The organism is Streptomyces sp. NPDC050704, from assembly GCF_040654355.1.
In the GTDB taxonomy this organism is placed as follows: Bacteria; Actinomycetota; Actinomycetes; order Streptomycetales; family Streptomycetaceae; genus Streptomyces.
Genome location: NZ_JBFAHW010000010.1, coordinates 121317 through 140436, shown reverse-complemented (window position 1 = coordinate 140436; position 19120 = coordinate 121317). Strand labels below are relative to the sequence as shown.

The 19120-nt window shown below is 68.9% G+C and carries 13 protein-coding genes and 1 riboswitch; of the genes, 9 read left to right on the top strand and 4 right to left on the bottom strand.

Features of this window, described 5'->3' with window-relative positions; all coding sequences use genetic code 11:
- The first annotated feature begins 60 nt into the window (after window positions 1-60).
- The 3 genes from AB0I18_RS08100 (at window position 61) to AB0I18_RS08090 (ending at window position 1898) form a co-directional block, all read left to right on the top strand.
- Complete coding sequence (locus AB0I18_RS08100; protein ID WP_363104538.1) at window positions 61-273, top strand: DUF5326 family protein; 213 nt, start codon at window positions 61-63, stop codon at window positions 271-273.
- A 289-nt stretch (window positions 274-562) separates the two neighbouring features.
- Window positions 563-1357, top strand: a complete 795-nt coding sequence (locus AB0I18_RS08095; RefSeq protein WP_363104579.1) for an IclR family transcriptional regulator C-terminal domain-containing protein — start codon at window positions 563-565, stop codon at window positions 1355-1357.
- 100 nt (window positions 1358-1457) lie between these two features.
- Window positions 1458-1898 carry an SsgA family sporulation/cell division regulator gene (locus AB0I18_RS08090; RefSeq protein ID WP_363104537.1) on the top strand — a complete coding sequence of 147 codons (441 nt, stop codon included), beginning with the start codon at window positions 1458-1460 and terminating at the stop codon, window positions 1896-1898.
- A gap of 131 nt (window positions 1899-2029) precedes the next feature.
- Here the strand turns inward: AB0I18_RS08090 and AB0I18_RS08085 are convergent, their stop codons facing one another.
- Entirely contained in the window at window positions 2030-3517 is a 1488-nt protein-coding gene (locus AB0I18_RS08085; protein WP_363104536.1) for a YibE/F family protein, read from the bottom strand.
- Window positions 3518-3588: 71 nt separating this feature from the next.
- A riboswitch (TPP riboswitch) is annotated at window positions 3589-3745 on the top strand.
- Here AB0I18_RS08085 and thiC point away from each other — a divergent pair.
- Together thiC and AB0I18_RS08075 are read left to right on the top strand one after the other, a co-directional pair.
- Complete coding sequence (thiC, locus tag AB0I18_RS08080; RefSeq protein WP_363104535.1) at window positions 3738-5567, top strand: phosphomethylpyrimidine synthase ThiC; 1830 nt, start codon at window positions 3738-3740, stop codon at window positions 5565-5567. It overlaps the preceding riboswitch by 8 nt.
- Window positions 5568-5701: 134 nt before the next feature.
- Window positions 5702-7111, top strand: coding sequence for a VWA domain-containing protein (locus tag AB0I18_RS08075; RefSeq protein ID WP_363104534.1), 1410 nt, complete (start codon window positions 5702-5704; stop codon window positions 7109-7111).
- Between the two features lie 444 nt (window positions 7112-7555).
- Here the strand turns inward: AB0I18_RS08075 and AB0I18_RS08070 are convergent, their stop codons facing one another.
- The 3 genes from AB0I18_RS08070 to AB0I18_RS08060 all read right to left on the bottom strand — a co-directional run bounded on the left by AB0I18_RS08070 (window position 7556) and on the right by AB0I18_RS08060 (window position 11118).
- Window positions 7556-8428: a hypothetical protein gene (locus tag AB0I18_RS08070; protein WP_363104533.1), complete on the bottom strand. Its 873-nt coding sequence runs from the start codon at window positions 8426-8428 to the stop codon at window positions 7556-7558.
- A 183-nt stretch (window positions 8429-8611) separates the two neighbouring features.
- Window positions 8612-9814 carry a metallophosphoesterase gene (locus AB0I18_RS08065; protein WP_363104532.1) on the bottom strand — a complete coding sequence of 401 codons (1203 nt, stop codon included), beginning with the start codon at window positions 9812-9814 and terminating at the stop codon, window positions 8612-8614.
- 191 nt (window positions 9815-10005) lie between these two features.
- Complete coding sequence (locus AB0I18_RS08060; RefSeq protein ID WP_363104531.1) at window positions 10006-11118, bottom strand: LacI family DNA-binding transcriptional regulator; 1113 nt, start codon at window positions 11116-11118, stop codon at window positions 10006-10008.
- A 432-nt stretch (window positions 11119-11550) separates the two neighbouring features.
- Between AB0I18_RS08060 and hisC the strand changes: the two genes are divergently transcribed.
- From hisC to cydD, 4 genes are all read left to right on the top strand, one after another.
- Window positions 11551-12633 (top strand): histidinol-phosphate transaminase, encoded by a 1083-nt coding sequence (gene hisC / locus AB0I18_RS08055; RefSeq protein WP_363104530.1) that lies wholly within the window; start codon window positions 11551-11553, stop codon window positions 12631-12633.
- Between the two features lie 275 nt (window positions 12634-12908).
- Window positions 12909-14414 (top strand): cytochrome ubiquinol oxidase subunit I, encoded by a 1506-nt coding sequence (locus tag AB0I18_RS08050; RefSeq protein WP_363104529.1) that lies wholly within the window; start codon window positions 12909-12911, stop codon window positions 14412-14414.
- Between the two features lie 20 nt (window positions 14415-14434).
- Entirely contained in the window at window positions 14435-15439 is a 1005-nt protein-coding gene (cydB, locus tag AB0I18_RS08045) for a cytochrome d ubiquinol oxidase subunit II (RefSeq protein WP_363104528.1), read from the top strand.
- 122 nt (window positions 15440-15561) lie between these two features.
- Window positions 15562-19068 carry a thiol reductant ABC exporter subunit CydD gene (cydD, locus tag AB0I18_RS08040; RefSeq protein ID WP_363104527.1) on the top strand — a complete coding sequence of 1169 codons (3507 nt, stop codon included), beginning with the start codon at window positions 15562-15564 and terminating at the stop codon, window positions 19066-19068.
- The last annotated feature ends 52 nt before the right edge of the window (window positions 19069-19120 follow it).

The following is a 19120-nucleotide window of genomic DNA, read 5'->3' as shown; positions in this document are numbered from 1 at the left end:
TCAGCATTCGGAGCAGACGGAGACAGCACTCGGAAACGGGCAGAGAGAAGGACAAGGGCGATGCGAGACATTCTGGCGGGTATGCCGTGGTGGGTTAAGTGGGTCGCGGTGCCGGTCATCGCCCTGGTCGTGTTCGGCGGCCTGATAATGAGCGTCGTCGGCTTTGTGATCTGGCTGCTCTTCAAGGTGCTGATCTTCGTGGCGCTGGTCGGCGGACTGATCTACGTCGTACGGAAGTTCATGTCGAGCTCGTCGTCGAGGGGCGACTGGTAAGCGAGTTGGGGAGGGGCGGGAGCGGGGACGAAGGCTTCCGCCAGGTCTCGCGGGCAGTGGCCCGCGGCCGATCGACAACCGTCGGTCGGCAACCTGGCGGCGGTAACAGGAATCTCCGGTTCCCTCGGGCGAGGGAAGTTTCCAGTACAGACGGCCTGCGAGCGGTCCCGGGCCGTTAAAGTCCGGAACTCGACGCGGGGTTGATCCCCGCGAGCGGCGCACTGACCCCTCCCGTGTTACCCCCGCACGGGCGGCCCCCCTCGCGCTCCGGGAGTGACCCTTGGCCACGGTGGACACCGCACCCGCAGGACCGCACACCCCCTCCTCCGATCTGCACCCCACGACTCTCATCGGATCCGTCCAGCGTGCGATGAGGCTCCTGGAGTCCGTCGCCCGGCACGAGCACGGGGCGCCGGCCAAACAACTGGCCCGCGAAACCGGACTCGCCCTCCCCACGGCGTACCACCTGTTGCGCACCCTGGCGTACGAGGGCTATCTGCGCCGGGAGAAGGGGCTGTTCTTCCTCGGCGAGGCGGCCGAGCGGCTGAGCAGCAGCGGTGCCCAGCAGAAACGTCGCAGCACCGTCGTCGACGCACTTGCGCGCTGGCGTGATTCGATCGGTGTGCCCGTGTACTACGCGGTCTACCGCGACGGCGAGATCGAGGTCCAGTGCGTCGCCGACACGCCGGGCAACCCGGCGGTCGAGGAATGGGCCGACTTCCGGGAGACGGGGCACGCGCACGCGATCGGTCAGTGCCTGCTGTCCCAGCTCGATGAGGAGGCCCGGCGGGACCACCTCGACCGCTATCCGGTGCAGTCCATCACTCCATACACGGTGCGTGACGATCGCGCCCTGCTGCGGCGCCTCGAATCGACGCGACGCCTGCAGCCCGTGACCGAGCGTCAGGAGTACGCGCTGGGTGCGGTCTGCGCCGCGATCCCGATCACCGTGGGCGCCACGGTCGCCACGATGGCCATCTCCCTGCCTTCCCACCAGGCCGACCGGCTGCTGCCCGCGGCACGACGGCTGCAGAGCGAGATCGGAAGGCTGCTGGGGACAATCTCCCTCTCTATCAGTATCTGAAAACTCACTCCTTGTAATCTGGTGTGTACTTTAAGCAAGATGCCAGCAGTGCTCAGGGGGATGATTCCCGGCCAGTCGAGGGCGAACGACGGGGTAGGCGATGCGCGAGTCGGCAGTACAGGCAGAGATCATGATGAGCTTTCTCGTGTCGGAGGAGCTCTCCTTCCGAATCCCGGTGGAGCTGCGCTATGAGACCTGTGATCCGTATGCCGTGCGTCTGACCTTCCACCTGCCCGGCGACGCCCCGGTGACCTGGGCTTTCGGCAGGGAACTGCTGATCGACGGAGTGGGCAGGCCGTGCGGGGAGGGCGATGTACACATCGCACCCGCTGACAACGAGGGATTCGGCGACGTACTGATCCGGCTTCAGGTGGGTGGTGACCAGGCGTTGTTCCGCTGCGGTACGGCGCCGCTGGTGGCGTTTCTCGACCGCACGGACCGGCTGGTGCCGCTGGGGCAGGAGCGTTCCCTCGCCGACTTCGACGCGCATCTCGACGAGGCACTGGACCGCATCCTGGCGGAGGAGCAGAGCGCGGGATGAGGCATGACGAAGCTCATGATGGAGTAACGCTCCCTCGCCGCTCGACAGCTGCGCGGTGACGCTTCCTCCGCTGCACCGTGGGTTGCCGTAACGCTTCTCCTCAACCGGCGCCGGGGAGAGAGCGCCCGGCTTCAGTGCTTGCGGCGGCGGCCGCTCCCACCGCGCAGCGGCGCCTTGGTACCCGGCTGCGGCTGTGCCGGGGGCGTGGCCGCGGCCGGGGCCGAGGACCCCGGGCGGTCCGCGGAGACCACGAGCGCAGCGAGAGCCGTGGTGACCGGCACCGAGGCGACCAGACCGATCGAGCCGACGAGCGTGCGCACGATCTCCTCCGCGACCAACTCGCTGTTGGCCACCGTCCCCACACTGCTCTGGGCGATCGAGAAAAGCAGCAGCAGCGGCAGCGCGGCGCCCGCATAGGCGAGGACGAGCGTGTTGACGACGGACGCGATGTGGTCGCGGCCGATGCGGATGCCCGCGCGGTACAGACCGCGCCAGCCCATCGTCGGATTGGCTTCGTGCAACTCCCAGACCGCCGAGGTCTGCGTCACCGTCACGTCGTCGAGCACACCGAGCGAACCGATGATGACGCCCGCGAGCAGCAGACCACTCATGTCGATGGACGGATACAGACCGTGGATCAGACCGGTGTTGTCGTCCGTGTTGCCGGTCAGCGCGGCCCAGCCGATGAACACCGAGCCGAGCAGCCCGATCAGCAGCAACGAGAGCAGTGTGCCCACTACCGCAACGGACGTGCGGGCCGAGAGCCCATGGCACATGTAGAGAGCGATCAGCATGATGGCGCTGGCCCCGACCACCGCCACGACCAGCGGGTTCGAACCCTGCAGGATCGCGGGCAGGATGAAGAACGTCAGGATGAGGAAGCTGACGGCCAGCGCGATCAGCGCCATGAGGCCACGCAACCGGCCCACCACGACCACGGCGACGGCGAAGATACCTGCCAGCAGCGCCATCGGCAGCCTGCGGTTCACATCGGTGACCGAGTACTGGAGCTCCTCGGGGGCGTCGGGCGCGTACGCCACGATCACCTCCTGGCCCTGCTTCAGCTGCCGCGAGGAGTCCGGCTGGACGATCTCCGTGAAGGTACGGCCCTTGTCCTTGCCGCTGTCGACGCGGATCGTCGCCTTCTTGCAGGTGCCGGTTGCCTGTTGCTGCGCCGACGAGCCCTCGGCGGTGGAGGTGTCACCGGTCGGGGTCTCCCCCGAGGCGTTCACGGACTTGCAGTCCACCTTGTCGAGCTTGGTCACGGTGGCCTGCTGGGTCTGCCGGTCGAAGCCGACCCCCGTGCGTTCGTGCCCCGGTGCACCGCCTGGCCAGAGCACCGCGAGCCCGACGATGACCGCCGCGGCGAAGGGGATCAGTACCGCCGCGATGACCTTTCGCAGGTGCATCGAGACAGGGGCGGCCGGCCCATGACTGTGCGAGTGGCCGTGCCCGCCGCCTGGTCCCTCACCGCTGCCGCCACCGAACCAGTTACCGCCGCCGCCCGGTCCTGGTCCGTCGTTTCCGTGTCCATGTCCGCCCTCGTGCCCATGGCCGTCGGGGCCGCGTCCGTGCGGTGGTTCGGACGGTGGGGGTGGGGGCTGCTGCGTCGTGGTCACCGACCGATCATCGCAAGAACGGCGGGGGCCCACTGTTCACCGCGCCCATTGTGACGCTAGCGTGGAGTCACCTTTGCACACGCGGGAGCTCGGAGCACCGGGCTGAGAGGGCGCTGACCTTCGTCCCAGCGATGTTTCACATGAAACATCGGCGGACGGAAGCCGCTGCGTCGACCGCCGAACCTGTTACCGGGTAATGCCGGCGTAGGGAGTAGGTCTCATGACCAACAAGGACGTACGCACGCCTGCCTCCAGCCAGACAAACGGGGCGTTCGCTCCGGGCGACAGCGGTGGGGAGTCCGCCTCACCCGAGAGCGGCGAGACCGGGAAGTCCATCGGCTGGCACAAGGCGTATGTCGAGGGTTCGCGCCCCGACCTGCGGGTGCCGGTCCGTCAGGTGCACCTCACCAACGGACAGTCGGTCACCCTGTACGACACCTCCGGCCCGTACACCGATCCGACCGTCGACACCGACGTACGCAGGGGTTTGGCACCCCTGCGCGAGAACTGGATCATCGCCCGGGGCGACACCGAGGAGTACGCGGGCCGTCCCCTTCGTCCCGAGGACGACGGGATCAAGCACACCTCGCCGCGCGGCGGACTGCGCAACCTCGACGCGGTCTTCCCCGGGCGTCCGCGCCAGCCGCGGCGCAGCCGCGACGGACAAGCCGTGACGCAACTCACGTACGCGAGGCGGGGTGAGATCACGCCCGAGATGGAGTACGTGGCCATCCGGGAGAACGTTTCGCCCGAAGTCGTACGCGAGGAGATCGCCGCGGGCCGGGCCGTGCTGCCGGCCAACGTCAACCACCCGGAGATCGAGCCGATGATCATCGGCAAGCGGTTCCTGGTGAAGGTCAACGCCAACATCGGCAACTCCGCGGTCACCTCCTCCATCGAGGAGGAGGTCGAGAAGATGACCTGGGCGACCCACTGGGGCGCCGACACGGTCATGGACCTGTCCACCGGCCGCAACATCCACACGACGCGTGAATGGGTCCTGCGCAACTCCCCCGTCCCCATCGGCACGGTCCCGCTCTACCAGGCGCTGGAAAAGGTCGACGGCCGTGCCGAGGAGCTGACCTGGGAGATCTACAAGGACACGGTCATCGAGCAGGCCGAGCAGGGTGTGGACTACATGACGGTCCACGCCGGCGTGCGCCTGTCGTACGTCCCGCTCACCGCGAACCGCAAGACCGGCATCGTCTCGCGTGGCGGCTCGATCATGGCGGCGTGGTGCCTGGCCCACCACAAGGAGTCGTTCCTGTACGAGAACTTCGAGGAGCTCTGCGAGATCCTCGCCGCGTACGACGTCACCTACTCGCTCGGCGACGGCCTGCGGCCCGGCTCGATCGCGGACGCCAACGACCGTGCGCAGTTCGCCGAGTTGGAGACGCTCGGGGAACTCAACAGGATCGCGAAGCGTTTCAACGTACAGACCATGATCGAGGGCCCGGGGCATGTCCCGATGCACAAGATCAAGGAGAACATCGACCTTCAGCAGGAGATCTGTGATGAAGCTCCGTTCTATACGCTCGGCCCGCTGACGACGGACGTCGCGCCGGCGTACGACCACATCACCTCCGGTATCGGTGCCGCGATGATCGCCTGGTGGGGCACGGCCATGCTCTGCTACGTCACGCCCAAGGAGCACTTGGGCCTGCCCAACCGTGACGACGTCAAGACCGGCGTCATCACCTACAAGATCGCGGCCCATGCAGCGGACCTCGCCAAGGGACACCCGGGCGCACAGGAGTGGGACGACGCACTGTCGGACGCCCGCTTCGAGTTCCGCTGGGAGGACCAGTTCAACCTGGCCCTCGACCCGGTCACGGCCCGAGAGTTCCACGACGAGACACTCCCGGCCGAGCCGGCCAAGACGGCGCACTTCTGCTCCATGTGCGGGCCGAAGTTCTGTTCGATGAAGATCTCACACGACATCCGCCGCGAGCACGGTGATTCGCAGGCGGAGATCGAGGAGGGAATGGCGCAGAAGTCGAAGGAGTTCGCGGCCGCGGGAAATCGGGTGTACCTGCCACTGGCGGACTGAGCCAGGGCCGACCGAGGCAGCGGTGATGCCCCGAGCCCGAGCCCGGGCCCTGGGCCACGAGGGCTGGGGCATCACCTCGGATGAGACTTGGAGGAAGGGAGGCCTCGGCTCGCCGGGCTCGGCACACTGGCTGTATGACAGCGAGATCCATGAGCAAGGGCGCCAATCTTCCGGTCGGGTCTTCCGTAGTCCGCGCCGAGCTTGCTTGGTCCGAAGGGCCCGGTGTGCCTGACGCGGATGCGTCGGCGCTGCTGCTCACCGCGGCTGGACGCGTTCGGGACGACGGTGACTTCGTCTTCTACAACCAGCCGCGGCACGTGTCCAACGCCGTGAGGCACCTGGGGAAACAACGAGTTGCCGGCGTCACGACCGACACGGTCGAGGTGGACCTGCGTTCGCTGGAACCGGCTGTCGAGCGGATCGTGCTGTGTGCGTCGGCCGACGGTGGGACGTTCGGGCAGATGTCAGGGCTGACGCTGAGGCTGCTCGATGCCGGGACACAGGCCGAGCTCGCGCGATTCGAGATGGAGGCCACGACGGAGACGGCGTTCATCGGGGGCGAGCTGTACCTGCGAGACGGCCGATGGAAGTTCCGTGCGGTCGGGCAGGGGTACGCTTCCGGGCTCGCCGGGCTGGCCACGGACTTCGGTATCAGCGTCGACGATGATTCCTCGGCCACAGCCGCGCCCACCGTGCCGGCCGCACCCGCGGCGTCACCGAGCGTCCCGTCTGTACCGGCGGCGTCACCGAGCGCCCCGTCCGCGGCGCCTCCCGGTCCACGCCTGATCAAGGGCGAGGAACAGTTGCCTGTGGACATGCGCAAGCGGCTGTCCCTGCGCAAGGAGCAGGTCGCGGTCAGTCTGAGCAAGCACGGAGCAACTGGTGTCACCGCACGCGTCATCCTGGTGCTCGACGCTTCCGGCTCCATGTCCTCCCTGTATCACAAGGGCATCGTGACCGACGTGGTGGAGCGCATGGCTGCCGTTGCCGCGCAGTTGGACGATGACGGTGAGATGCAGGCCTGGACGTTTGCCTCGCAGCCGGCCCGACTGCCTGATCTGCGTTTGGGGGAGCTGCCCGACTGGCTGCGGCTCCATGTCAGAGTCGGCGAACTGACTCTCTTCCGCCGCAAGAAGGCGAGGAGGGGACTGGAAGCCGGACAGGTGGACATGCGGGCGGTCGGTATCCAGAACGAGGAGCAGAAGGTGATCGCCCAGGTCCGTTCCCACGTTCGTGAGAACCCGGCCGCTGCCCCCACTCTGGTGCTGTTCTTCTCCGACGGAGGTGTCTACCGGAATGCCGAGATCGAGCGAGAGCTCCGGGAAGCGGTAGAGGAACCGATCTTCTGGCAGTTCGTGGGTCTGGGGCGGTCCAACTACGGCGTGCTGGAGCGACTCGACACCCTGTCGGGCCGGCGCGTCGACAACGTCGGATTCTTTGCCGTGGACGACATCAGCACGCTCCCCGACCCCGAGCTGTACGACCGGCTGCTGTCCGAGTTCCCGGCATGGATCACTGCCGCCGGCCAGGCGGGCATCCTCTGACCGATCCTGTTGAGGACCGCCGTTGGCGGGCTGGGGCTCAGGCGGCGGGTGGCCGGAGTCCGGGACGAGGCGTGCTCGTGCTTGTGCTCGGGCTGTTGTCCCAGGCGTGGAATCGGCCCGGGCGCCGGTACGTAGGCGTGTCTGAGTGAAGCTCGGCATTCAGGCGGCTCGGAGTTGGGCGTCGTAGGGAGGTGACCCGAAAGGGGCACGTGCACCGATCGGATGGGCCGGCCCCGGGGGTGTGCTGCGCTCCCGACGTTCACGGGCCCCATCCGCCAGGCGCAGTCGGATCGGACGTGGGCAGCCCAGGTCGCGCCCCGGTCCCCGGTCCGCGGCTTCATGGTCGCGGGCCGGGGTGCCGTACGGACTTGGTCACGCCAGTCCGAACGGAGGCGCGCTTGGCCTCCGGGTTCGCGCCCGTCCTGTTTGAACCCTTGGACCGGGTCAGTCCGGCTGGTGCTCCGGCCCTCCGTAGTCCGGGCTGGAGAAGTCCGGGCTGGAGAAACTGGGGCGGGGGCCCGCCTCCGGGCCGCCGTCGGGGCTGCTGAAGCCCGGGCGGTTGTAGCCGAGCTGCGGCATACGGCTGGTCGGCGCCGTCGGCTTCGTACGGCCGAGGGCCGCCGTGCCCGGGTCGGCGAGTGCCTCCCTGAGGAACGGCAGGATGCCGCGCTCCAGGAGGGCCTCCCGCCAGGCTTCCCTGGCTCGGGACACCTCCTCGCTGCGCTCGCCGTGCGCGTCGGCCTGGAGAGAGCTTGCGCCGTTGCGCAGGGCGGCGAGCAGGAGGCCGACCGCGGCCACCAGCACCGCGACCGCCGTGACCACCCCGAAGATCCACCCGGTGTTGAGGAGGGTCTGGGCGATCCCCGGCTCGGGGTCGAGCATCTTCAGGATGTAGCCGACGAGCAGGAAGATCGCCGCGGCCGTGCCCGCGAGGACGGGGGCGAGCACCGCGACGACGGCGGCCGCGCCCGCCCCGGCAGTCTCGGCGACCTCTCCCATGGTGGTGGCGAGTCCCACCGTGCCCGTGGCCGGATCCGTGGACCCGGTGGAACCTTCGCGGACGGGCGGGCCGGACGGCGCCGGCTGGCGCAGTTCCTCGCGGGCCTTCACATAGTGCTGGTACTCGGTCGCCGCGGCCGCAGTGATGAGTGCGGTGGCGTTGAGCGCCATCGTGCGCAGCTGTTCGGGGTTGAGTCGCTGGCCGACAGCGGCGAGTTCCGGACGGTGTGGGGCGGAGCGCAGCGCCTCATCGAGGATCCGCTCGTACTCTTGGCGGTCCTCGCTCAGCAGGTGCTGCGGAACGCTGTTCATGTGCATCCCCCGATGCTCCGTAGGGCTTGTGGCTCGGCATGCTGACGAGCCGTCGGGCAGAAACGGAGGGGAGCCTGCTACGGATAAGCCGATGGTAGAGCGGCGACGGCACGCGGTGACAGGGGGTTTCCAGAAATTGCCCCTAGTCCGCCACTGTCCTTCATCGAAGGGCGCATGCCCGGTGAACGTTCAGCTATCCAGAGGAAGTTGCTGGACCAGCAGCTTTCCGGCCATGGTCACCCCGCCGTCCATCGCGATGGCGAGCCCGTCGGCGTACACGTGCGGTCCTTCGACCACGGGCCTGGCGGAGTCGTCGCTGTCCTCCGAGCCGACATCGCCCACGAGGTACGGAATGGGGCTGTGACCATGCACGATGCGGGATCCGCCGTACACGTCGAGGAGCTCGTGCACGGCCTGCGCGCCCCCGTCGTCGCGGAACGCGAAGCGTTTGGTGAACTTGCGGAAGAGGTCCCAGCACTCGTCGGCATCGTTACGCGTGAGGGTTTCGCGGACGGTGTCGTTGACCGCTTCGATGGAGTCGCCGTAGTCGAGATAGGCGGTGGTGTCGGAGTGCACCAGGAGGTGTCCGTCCGCCACCTCCATGGCGTCGAGGCGGGCCATCCACTGCAGATGGTGGTCCTGGAGACGCTCCATGTCGGTCTTCTGGCCGCCGTTGAGCAGCCAGGCGGCCTGGAAGGTGGCGGTCCCCGCACCGGAGTTGACGGGAGTGTCCCCGAACCGCTTGGCGCCGAGCAGCAGCAGTTCGTGGTTGCCCATCAGCGCCTTGCAGTAGCCGCCGGCCGCGGCGGCCTCCGCGGACAGCCGCATCACCAGGTCGATGACGCCGATGCCGTCGGGCCCGCGGTCGGTGAAGTCGCCGAGGAACCACAGCCGCGAGGTCCCGGCCGCCCAGCTGCCGTCGATGTCGATGAGCCCCTTCTCGCGCAGCGCGGCGACGAGCTCGTCGAGGTAGCCGTGTACGTCGCCGACGACGTACAGCGGCCCCGGCCCTTCGTCCGACTGCGGGGCCTGTCCGGCCTCGGGATCGACCGCCACCTGCAGCGTGTCACCCCGGTTGATGACGGGCAGATCGCGCTGCGTCGGCGTGTAGCCCTCCGGCTCCCCGGCCGGGCCGGGGGCCTCGCCGGGAGGTGTCTGCTGCGCGTAGGGACCGGCCTGGGCGTAAGGGCCGGCCTCCGGGACGTACGGACCGGGGACCGGCTCGTACGGGTCGGCGGCCTGGTCGTACACGTCGGGCGACCGCTCGTACGGGCCGGTGGACTGCGTCTGCGACTGCGCGTACGGACCGGCCTCGTGGACGTACGCCGGCACGCGGAAATCGCGCACCGTCGGCGTCCGCATCTCGGGTCCCTGACCGGCCCCCTGAGTCATCGACCCCTCCACCACCATCGCGCCGCATCTGCACCGCGTCGGACTGCCTGGTCGCAGCGGCCCGCGGTGTCGTCCGCCCATCATAGGAATGCGGATCGCGCCATGTGATGACCCAGGGGTGGTGAATCGGCGCAGAGCCCCAGTTCACCATGGTTTTCTCCCGAATTGGGAGGGGCTTTCCCCGCCTGAGGTCACCCCTTCTCCGGCGAGCGGGGCGGGCTGACGGTCGTCCGCGGCGGCCGTCGCTCGGAAGACGTACGCACGATCAACTCCGTCGGTATCACCTGCTCGACCGGTTGGTCCGATTCGACCCCCTCGATGGCGTCGATGAGTAGTTGGACCACGGCCGTGCCGATCCGGCGCGGTTTGAGTGAGAGCGTCGTGACGGGCGGCTCGGTGCTGGCGTAGACGGTGGACTCGCTGCAGCACACGAGAAGCAGGTCGTCCGGTACGCGCAGCCCGTAACGGCGGGCCGCCGCGAGGAGGTCGGTGCCGTTCGGGTCGAACAGCCCGTACACGGCGTCGGGCCGGTCGGGCCGGGCGAGCAGCCGGTCGGCGGCGACGGCCCCCGCGCACGGATCGTGCGCCGGATAGGCCTCGTACACCGGATCCTGGCCCACGCGCTCGCACCAGCGGAGGTACGCGGTCGTGGACAGGTGGGTGTACGTGTCCGTGGTCGTCCCCGTCAGCAGGCCGATCCTGCGTGCCCCGGCGGCGGCCAGGTGGTCGAGGATGCCCAGGACCGCGGCCTCGTGGTCGTTGTCCACCCAGGCGGTCACCGGCAGTGAGCCGGCCGGGCGGCCGTCCGAGACCACCGGTAAGCCCTGGCGGACCAGTTCGCTGACGACCGGGTCGTGGTCGGAGGGGTCGATGACGACCGTCCCGTCCAGGGCCACGTTCGACCACACGTCGTGGCGCGATGTCGCGGGGAGGATGACCAGGGCGTAGCCCCGGGCGAGCGCGGCCGAGGTGGCGGCTCTGGCCATCTCCGCGAAGTACGCGAACTCCGTGAAGGTGAAAGGTTCATCCCCGTAGGTCGTCACGGTCAGGCCGATGAGGCCCGACTTTCCGGTACGGAGCGTTCGGGCCGCGGCGGAGGGGCGATACCCCAGCCGGTCGGCGACCTCGCGGACATGGCTTCGGGTGGCGTCCGGGAGCCGCCCCTTGCCGTTGAGGGCGTCGGACACCGTCGTAATCGAGACTCCGGCGGCCGCGGCCACGTCTCTGATGCCCGCCCGGCCTGGCCTGCCTCCTCGGCGGGAGGTCTCGGACCGGCTCACCTGGTGCTTCCCTGCTGCTGTCATGGCGAGCCGATAGTAGGGCTCATGCGGTGGGGTAGTGCGGACGCATATGCACGCGTTGACAGGCACGTTTCTGCAAGGTCATATTGACCCAAGTACCTTTGAAATAAAGGCACTTGACCGTTTCAATGGCAGTACGTCACTTGTCGGCGCGCATGGGCCTGCCAAATGGGCCATGTTTCGAAGAGGTCTCAACTCACCTTCACGAGGGATGCGCGCCACGGCGCGAGCCACCGGCGCGAGCCTTGAGGGGCGGCGCGCCCCCTGTTTCGTACGCCTTCGTGCGCTGATGCCCGGGAGTACGTACGTGGATGCCGGGGGCGGTCTACCCGGTCGGTCCCGAGCCATACGCAGCGGCGCCGAATCCTCTTAAGGTGAGGAGTATTGGTAGCCGGTGGTGGTCATGGGCCGGTGAGGGTCACGAGGAGGACTGCGGTGAGCGAGACGAGCCCCAAGCTGCGTGCCGAGCTGGAGGGTATCCCCACCTACAAGCCCGGGAAGCCCGCCGCGGCGGCCGACGGGCCGGTGGCGTACAAGCTGTCTTCCAACGAGAACCCGTATCCGCCGCTGCCCGGCGTGATGGAGACCCTGACCGCGGCGGTCGGGGCCTTCAACCGCTACCCCGACATGGCGTGCACGGGGCTGATGAGCGAGCTGGCGGACCGGTACGAGGTGCCGCTCGCGCATCTGGCCACCGGCACCGGTTCGGTCGGCGTCGCCCAGCAGCTGCTGCAGGCGACCTCGGGGCCGGGCGACGAGGTGATCTACGCGTGGCGGTCCTTCGAGGCGTACCCGATCATCACCCGGATCAGCGGGGCGACCGCGGTGCAGGTGCCGCTGACGCCGGGGGATGTGCACGATCTCGACGCGATGGCGGACGCGATCACCGACCGGACGCGGCTGATCTTTGTCTGCAACCCCAACAACCCCACGGGCACCGCGGTGCGCCGTGCCGAGCTGGAACGGTTCCTCGACCGGGTGCCGGGCGATGTCCTGGTGGTCCTGGACGAGGCGTACCGGGAGTTCGTGCGCGACCCCGAGGTGCCGGACGGCATCGAGTTCTACCGTGAGCGGCCGAACGTGTGCGTGCTGCGGACGTTCTCCAAGGCGTACGGTCTGGCCGGGCTGCGGGTCGGCTTCGCGATCGCCCATGAGCCGGTGGCGGCGGCGCTGCGCAAGACGGCCGTGCCCTTCGGTGTGAGCCAGCTCGCGCAGGACGCGGCGGTCGCTTCGCTGCGCGCCGAGGACGCGCTCTTCGTCCGGGTCGACGCACTGGTGGCCGAGCGCACGCGCGTGTTCGAGACGCTGCGGGGGCAGGGCTGGACCGTGCCGGACACCCAGGCGAACTTCGTGTGGCTGCGGCTCGGCGAGCGCACCCTCGACTTCGCGGCCGCGTGCGAGCGGGCCGGGGTCGTCGTGCGGCCGTTCGCCGGCGAGGGAGTCCGGGTGACCGTGGGCGAGACCGAGGCGAACGACATCTTCCTGAACGTGACGGAGGGGTTCCGCAAGGAGCTCTGACCGGTTGGTGAGCCGACCGCCTCCTGGGCGGTCGGCGATCCGGAATCAGCCTGCCTCTCGCAGCCCCGGCCGCATACCGCCACCAGGCATTTCATGCCAGGGGCCCAGCGGTGCGCGCTTAGGGACCCCCCGCCTGTCAACACTCGAACGGGGATGCGTCATAATTGCTTGTGAATGTGAACGCGTTCACAAGCGTGTCCCGGTTGATCCCGTGATGTCTGTGACAAGCGGGTCAAACTGCCGCTGCACCACGGGGATGTAAGGAGACTGACGACGTGGAATTGGCTCTGGCGCCGGAGACTCTGGCGCGATGGCAGTTCGGCATCACCACCGTCTACCACTTCCTCTTCGTCCCGCTCACGATCTCGCTCGCCGCGCTCACCGCCGGCCTGCAGACCGCCTGGGTGCGGACGGAGAAGGAGAAGTACCTCAAGGCGACGAAGTTCTGGGGAAAGCTCTTCCTGATCAACATCGCCATGGGGGTGGTGACGGGCATCGTGCAGGAGTTCCAGTTCGGCATGAACTGGTCCGACTACTCGCGCTTCGTCGGTGACGTCTTCGGCGCTCCCCTGGCCTTCGAGGCGCTGATCGCCTTCTTCTTCGAGTCCACCTTCATCGGGCTGTGGATCTTCGGCTGGGACAAGCTGCCGAAGAAGATCCACCTCGCCTGCATCTGGATGGTCTCCATCGGCACGCTCCTGTCGGCGTACTTCATCCTCGCGGCCAACTCCTGGATGCAGCACCCCGTCGGCTACCGGATCAACGAGCAGAAGGGCCGCGCCGAACTCACCGACTTCTGGCTCGTCCTGACCCAGAACACCGCGCTCAACCAGGTCTTCCACAGCTTCTCGGCGGCCTTCCTGACCGGCGGCGCCTTCATGGTGGGCATCGCCGCCTTCCACCTGATGCGCAAGAAGCACATCCCGGTGATGCGGACGTCGCTCCGGCTCGGCCTGGTCACCCTCGCGGTCGGCGGCATGTTCACCGCCATCAGCGGCGACACCCTCGGCAAGGTCATGTACGAGCAGCAGCCGATGAAGATGGCCGCGGCCGAGGCGCTGTGGGACGGGGAGGAGCCGGCACCCTTCTCCGTGTTCGCGTACGGCGACGTCGACAAGGGGCACAACAAGGTCGCCCTGGAGATTCCCGGGCTCCTGTCCTTCCTCGCCCACAGCGACTTCGACTCGTACGTGCCCGGCATCAACGACACCAACAAGGCGGAGCAGGAGAAGTTCGGTCCCGGTGACTACAAGCCCATCGTCCCCGTCGCCTACTGGGGCTTCCGCTGGATGATCGGCTTCGGCATGGCATCCCTCTCCCTGGGACTGCTGGGCCTGTGGCTCACGCGGAAGAAGTTCCTGCTGCCGTCCGCGCTGCGGACGGGGGAGGACGAGGTACCGCATCTGGTGCTGCTGAGGAAGCCGCTCGGATCGAGGCTCACCCGGCTGTACTGGCTCCTGGCACTCTGGACGATGGCGTTCCCGCTGATCGCCAACTCGTGGGGCTGGATCTTCACCGAGATGGGCCGCCAGCCGTGGGTCGTGTACGGAGTGATGCAGACCCGGGACGCCGTCTCCCCCGGTGTCTCCCAGGCCGAGATCCTCATTTCGATGGTCACCTTCACCACGCTGTACGCCATCCTCGCCGTCATCGAGGTCAAGCTGCTCGTGAAGTACGTCAAGGCCGGACCGCCCGAACTCACCGAGGCCGACCTCAATCCGCCCACGAAGATCGGCGGCGACTCCCGTGACGCCGACAAGCCGATGGCCTTCTCCTACTAGGCCGAGGGAGCGCTCAAGTCATGCAACTTCACGACGTCTGGTTCGTCCTCATCGCCGTTCTGTGGATCGGCTACTTCTTCCTGGAGGGCTTCGACTTCGGGATCGGCGTGCTCACCAAACTGCTCGCCCGGAACCGGGCCGAGAAGCGGGTGCTGATCAACACCATCGGGCCGGTCTGGGACGGCAACGAGGTGTGGCTGCTCTCGGCGGGCGGCGCGACCTTCGCCGCCTTCCCCGAGTGGTACGCCACACTCTTCTCCGGCTTCTACCTGCCGCTGCTGCTCATCCTGGTCTGCCTGATCGTGCGCGGAGTCGCCTTCGAGTACCGGGCGAAGCGGCCCGAGGAGCAGTGGCAGCGCAACTGGGAGCACGCGATCTTCTGGACCTCGCTGCTCCCGGCTTTCCTGTGGGGTGTGGCCTTCGGCAACATCGTGCGGGGCGTGAAGATCGACCAGGACATGGAGTACGTGGGCACCCTCTGGGATCTGTTCAACCCGTACGCGATCCTGGGCGGCCTGGTTACCTTGACCCTGTTCACCTTCCACGGGGCGGTGTTCGCGGCGCTGAAGACGCTCGGTGACATCCGGGAGCGGGCGCGGAAGCTGGCGCTCGGACTCGGTCTGACGACGGCCGTGCTCGCGCTCGTCTTCCTGGGCTGGACGCAGGCCGACAACGGTGACGGCAAGAGCCTGGTCGCACTGGTCGTGGCTGTGGCGGCGCTGGTCGCGGCGATCGGGGCGAACCAGGTGGGGCGTGAGGGCTGGGCGTTCGCCCTGTCCGGCATCACCATCGTCGCCGCCGTGGCGATGCTCTTCCTGACGCTCTTCCCGAACGTCATGCCGTCCTCGCTCAATGAGAACTGGAGCCTGACGGTCACCAACGCCTCGTCGAGCCCGTACACGCTGAAGATCATGACCTGGTGTGCGGGGATCGCGGCGCCGATCGTGGTCCTCTATCAGAGCTGGACGTACTGGGTGTTCCGCAAGCGGATCGGTACGCAGCACATCGCTGAGGCCGCGCACTGAAACCGTGCACTGAGGCCGAGGAACGACAGGCACGACTGGCATGTTTCACGTGAAACATGCTGATTGAGAAGATGGTGTGTTTCACGTGAAACACACCTGCTTGAACCGAGGGTGTGTTTCACGTGAAACCGATCGACCCGCGACTGCTCCGGTACGCCCGCGCCACTCGCCTCTTCCTGGTTGCGGTCGTCGGCCTGGGAATCGTCGGAGCGGCGCTGGTCATCGCTCAGGCGATGCTGATCGCCGAGGTGGTGGTCGGCGCCTTCCAGCACGAGTCGGCGGCCGCCGGACTGCGCACGCCGCTCCTGCTGTTGGTGGCGGTCGCGGGCGGTCGGGCACTTGTCTCCTGGCTCACCGAACTCGCCGCGCACCGAGCGAGCGCGGCGGTCAAGGCAGAGCTGCGGGGGCGGTTGCTGCAACGTGCGGGCGCGCTGGGTCCGGGGTGGCTGAGCGGGCAGCGCACGGGGTCGTTGGTGGCGCTCGCCACGCGCGGGGTCGACGCTCTGGACGACTACTTCTCGCGCTATCTGCCGCAGTTGGGGCTCGCGGTGGTCGTGCCCGTGGCGGTGCTCGCACGGATCGTCACCGAGGACTGGGTGTCGGCGGCGATCATCGTCGGCACGCTGCCGCTCATCCCGATTTTCATGGTGCTCATCGGCTGGGTCACCCAGTCCCAGATGGACCGTCAGTGGCGGCTGCTGTCACGGCTTTCGGGACACTTCCTGGACGTGGTCGCGGGACTGCCCACCCTCAAGGTGTTCGGGCGGGCCAAGGCGCAGGCCGAGTCGATCCGGAAGATCACCGGGGAGTACCGGCAGGCGACCATGCGGACCCTGCGGATCGCCTTCATCTCGTCCTTCGCACTGGAGTTGCTCGCCACGATCTCGGTCGCCCTGGTCGCGGTGACCATCGGAATGCGGCTCGTCCACGGCGAGATGGCCCTGTACGACGGCCTGGTTGTCCTCATCCTCGCGCCCGAGGCCTATCTGCCACTGCGGCAGGTGGGGGCGCAGTATCACGCGGCCGCGGAAGGGCTGTCCGCCGCTGAGGAGATCTTCGCTGTCCTGGAGACGCCGGTGCCGGTGTCCGGGACCAGTGTCGTGCCGTCCTCCGGCGGGATGCGCTTCGAGGGTGTGAGCGTCCGGTACTCCGAGCGGTCCTCCGATGCGGTGTCGGACGTGTCCTTCGCGGTCGAGGCCGGGGAGACGGTGGCGCTGGTCGGGCCCAGCGGGGTGGGCAAGTCAACGCTCCTGAACGTGTTGTTGGGGTTCGTGGAGCCCGCGTCGGGGCGGGTGCGGGTGGGGGGAGTCGATCTCGCCGAGGCCGACCTGGAGCAGTGGCGCTCGCAGGTCGCGTGGGTGCCGCAGCGGCCCCATCTGCACGCCGGGTCCATCGACGGGAACGTACGGCTGGCGAGGCCGGAGGCGGACGACTCCGCGGTGCGGCAGGCCCTGGCCGATGCGGGGGCCCTCGAGTTCGTGGACGCGCTGCCCGACGGGGCGCTGACGGTGCTGGGCGAGGACGGTGCCGGGCTGTCCGCCGGGCAGCGGCAACGGCTCGCCCTGGCACGGGCGTTCCTCGCGGACCGGCCGGTGCTCCTGCTCGACGAGCCGACGGCCTCACTGGACGGGGCGACCGAGGGCGAGGTCGTGGAGGCGGTCCGGCGCCTGGCGGTCGGGCGGACCGTGCTGCTCGTCGTCCATCGGCCGGCGTTGCTGGGAGTGGCGGACCGGGTGGTGCGGCTGGAGCCGGCGACGCCAGCCGAGGCGTCAGGTTCCGTGCGCTCCGACGGTGTGGGGACGCGTCGCGCCGACGTGGACGCATTGGCGGCGGTGCCCATGGTGGGCGAGAAAGAGGCGCCCCTGCCGCCGGAGGGGCGGCGAGGCGTACTCGCGCGTGTGCGCTCCACGGCCGGGGCCCGGCGTGGGCGACTCGTACTGGCCCTCCTGCTCGGGAGTCTCGCGCTCGGCAGCGCGGTCGGTCTCATGGCCACCTCCGGGTGGCTGATCTCCAGGGCCTCGCAACAGCCGCCCGTGCTGTATCTGATGGTCGCCGTGACGGCCACCCGGGCGTTCGGCATCGGGCGGGCCGTCTTCCGGTACTCCGAACGGCTGGTGTCGCACGACGCCGTGCTGCGGATGCTGGCCGACACCCGGGTCGCCGTGTACCGGCGGCTCGAACGGCTCGCGCCCGCGGGACTGCGTACCGCCCGCCGCGGCGATCTGCTCTCGCGGCTCGTCGCCGATGTGGACGCCTTGCAGGACTACTGGCTGCGCTGGCTCCTGCCCGCCGCGGCCGCCGCCGTCGTGTCCGCCGCCTCTGTCGGGTTCACGGCCTGGCTGCTGCCCGAGGCCGGTGCCGCCCTCGCCGTCGGTCTGCTGGCGGCCGGGGTGGGTGTCCCGCTGGTGACCGGAGCCGTCGCGCGCAGGGCGGAGCGCCGACTGGCCCCCGCCCGCGGTGTGCTGGCGACCCGCGTGGCCGATCTCCTCACCGGGACGGCCGAGTTGACGGTGGCGGGAGCCCTGCCCGCGCGTACCGCCGAGGCACGGCGGGCCGACGCCGAACTCACCCGCATCGCCTCGCGCGCCGCCACCGCCACCGCGCTCGGTGACGGACTCACCGCACTCGTCTCCGGGCTCACCGTGGCGGCCGCCGCTCTCGCCGGGGCCCAGGCGGTGGCCGACGGGCGCCTCAGCGGCGTGGCGATGGCAGTCGTCGTCCTGACCCCGCTCGCCGCGTTCGAGGCTGTCCTGGGGCTGCCGCTCGCGGTGCAGTACCGCCAACGGGTACGCAGGAGCGCGGAGCGCGTGTACGAGGTCCTGGACGCCCCCGAGCCCGTACGCGAACCGGAGCGGCCGCATGAGGCGCCCGAGTCGCCGTTCCCCGTCGTGGTGAAGGGCCTGACCGCCCGCCACGCCGGGCAGGACCGGGACGCGCTCGCCGGGGTTGACCTGACGCTCGAACGAGGGCGCAAGATCGCCGTCGTCGGGCCGTCCGGGTCCGGCAAGACGACCCTCGCCCAGGTGCTGCTGCGGTTCCTGGACGCGGACGCGGGGGCGTACACGCTGGGTGGCGTGGACGCGTACGGCATGGACAGTGACGACGTACGACGGCTGGTCGGACTCTGTGCCCAGGACGCGCACCTCTTCGACAGTTCGGTGCGGGAGAACCTGCTGCTCGCCCGGAAGGGGGCGACCGATGGCGAACTGCGGGACGTGCTTGACAGGGTGCGGCTGCTCGACTGGGCCGACGGGTTGCCCGAGGGGCTCGACACGCTGATCGGGGAGCACGGGGCGCGGCTGTCCGGCGGGCAGCGGCAGCGGTTGGCGTTGGCGCGTGCGCTGCTCGCCGACTTCCCCGTGCTCGTTCTCGACGAACCGGCGGAGCATCTCGACCTGCCGACGGCCGACGCGCTGACCGCTGATCTGCTGGCCGCGACCGAGGGGCGTACGACGCTGTTGATCACGCATCGACTGGCGGGGCTGGCGGCCGTGGACGAGGTGATCGTGCTGGCGGAGGGGCGTGTCGTGCAGCGCGGCACGTACGGGGACCTGGCCGGCGTGGACGGGCCGGTGCGGGAGATGGGGGAGCGGGAAAGCGCGGCGGAGTTGTTGGCCGCCGTGAGGTAGCGCTCCGCTGTCCGGACGGGGCGGCCCGCCCGGGTACACGACTGAATGACAG

Coding starts and splice junctions, on each gene's coding strand:
- AB0I18_RS08100 (WP_363104538.1), top strand. CDS start 61: ATGCGAGACATTCTGGCGGGTATGCCGTGGTGGGTTAAGTGGGTCGCG.
- AB0I18_RS08090 (WP_363104537.1), top strand. CDS start 1,458: ATGCGCGAGTCGGCAGTACAGGCAGAGATCATGATGAGCTTTCTCGTG.
- thiC (WP_363104535.1), top strand. CDS start 3,738: ATGACCAACAAGGACGTACGCACGCCTGCCTCCAGCCAGACAAACGGG.
- AB0I18_RS08075 (WP_363104534.1), top strand. CDS start 5,702: ATGACAGCGAGATCCATGAGCAAGGGCGCCAATCTTCCGGTCGGGTCT.
- AB0I18_RS08070 (WP_363104533.1), bottom strand. CDS start 8,428: ATGCACATGAACAGCGTTCCGCAGCACCTGCTGAGCGAGGACCGCCAA.
- AB0I18_RS08065 (WP_363104532.1), bottom strand. CDS start 9,814: ATGACTCAGGGGGCCGGTCAGGGACCCGAGATGCGGACGCCGACGGTG.
- AB0I18_RS08060 (WP_363104531.1), bottom strand. CDS start 11,118: ATGACAGCAGCAGGGAAGCACCAGGTGAGCCGGTCCGAGACCTCCCGC.
- cydB (WP_363104528.1), top strand. CDS start 14,435: ATGCAACTTCACGACGTCTGGTTCGTCCTCATCGCCGTTCTGTGGATC.